The organism is Curtobacterium sp. 22159 (assembly GCF_052045775.1).
In the GTDB taxonomy this organism is placed as follows: Bacteria; Actinomycetota; Actinomycetes; order Actinomycetales; family Microbacteriaceae; genus Curtobacterium.
On record NZ_JBQEPN010000021.1, the window covers coordinates 1 to 1,700 of the forward strand.

A 1,700-nucleotide genomic window follows, 5' to 3' on the forward strand; every position below is an offset into this window, starting at 1 on the left:
CGACGACCTGTCGAAGGTCCTCGACGACGCCACCTACGTGGCCGGCTCGGCGACGAACGGCGCGAAGGTCACCGGCACGACGCTGACCTGGGCGGGTCCGGTCGAGGTCGGCGGAACGCAGACCATCACCTACCAGGTGAAGGTCGGACCCGCCGGAACCGGTGACGGCACCCTGACGAACGTCGTCACCGGCGACCCGGACAACGGCGGCACCTGCGCCACCGCGGGCGAGTGCACGACGACGAACCCGCTGCAGGCGTTCACGGTCGTGAAGACCGCGGACCGCACCGAGGTCGTCCCCGGCCAGAAGGTGACCTACACCGTCGTCGTCACGAACACCGGGAAGGCCGACTACACGACGGCCGCGCCGGCGTCCTTCACCGACGACCTGTCGAAGGTCCTGGACGACGCCACCTACAACGGTGACGCCTCCAACGGCGCGACCTACGACGCGCCGACCCTGTCCTGGTCCGGCCCGCTCGCGGCCGGGGCCTCGCAGACCATCACCTACTCGGTGACGGTCAACGACCCCGACACCGGCGACCAGCACCTCGACAACACGGTCGTCACGCCGCGGAACTCGGGCGGTGACTGCGACGTCGACACCGACAACGCCGCCTGCACGGCCAACGTGCCCTCCGGCTCGTTCACCGTCACCAAGACCGCCGATGCCACCAGCACCACCCCCGGCGGCACGGTGAAGTACACGGTCACCGTCACGAACACCGGCACGGTCGCCTACACGGCGGACGCCCCGGCATCGTTCAGCGACGACCTGACCAACGTGCTCGACGACGCGACCTACAACAAGGACGCGACGCAGGGAGCGAAGGTCGACGGGGTGACCCTCACCTGGTCCGGCCCGCTCGCGGTCGGGCAGACGGTGAAGGTGACGTACTCGGTGACGGTCAACACCCCGGACACCGGCAACCACCACCTCGTGAACGCGGTCGTCCCGACCGGCCCTGGCGGTGGCTGTGACCCGGACGGCACGTGCCTGACGAACACGCCCGTCGGGTCGTACACGGTGACCAAGCAGGTGTCCACCACCGACGCGGTCAAGCCGGGTACGAAGGTGTCCTACACGATCACGGTCAAGAACACCGGCGCCACCGCGTACACGACGGCGAACCCGGCGAAGTTCGACGACGACATGTCGGACGTGCTCGACGACGCCACCTACAACGACGACGCCACCCACGGCGCCGTGCTGGACGGGACGACGTTGCGCTGGGCCGGCCCGCTGCAGGTCGGGCAGACCATCACGGTCACGTACTCCGTGACGGTCAAGCCCGCGGGGTCCGGGAACGGAGCGATCCGCAACTCGGTCGACCCGACCGTGGACGGCGGCTCCTGTGACCCGTCCGGCAGCTGTGTGACCGGCACTCCGATCGCCGGCGACCCGGCAGGACCGGTTCCGATCATCCCGGGGCTCGCCTTCACCGGTACGGAGCTCGTCGGCCCCGGCATCGGCCTGGCGCTGCTGCTGCTCGCCCTCGGTGGCGGACTGCTGATCGTCCGCCGACGTCGCCAGCACGGTGACCACACGGACAACGTCTGACGAGATCCACGGTCCGGCCGGCACGTACTCGCACACACGAGTGCCGGCCGGACCCTGGATCACCACCGGGCACGGACTGATCCCTGGCCCCGGCGGTGACCGACGAGCAGACGGGAGGCGCGGTGCCAGCTGGCACCGC

1 pseudogene is annotated in these 1,700 nt (G+C 70.0%); it reads left to right on the forward strand.

Annotated features, from left to right (window positions below):
* Positions 1–1,561, forward strand: a pseudogene (locus ACTJKO_RS17375) (hypothetical protein); the annotation flags it as partial.
* Between the last annotated feature and the right edge of the window lie 139 nt (positions 1,562–1,700).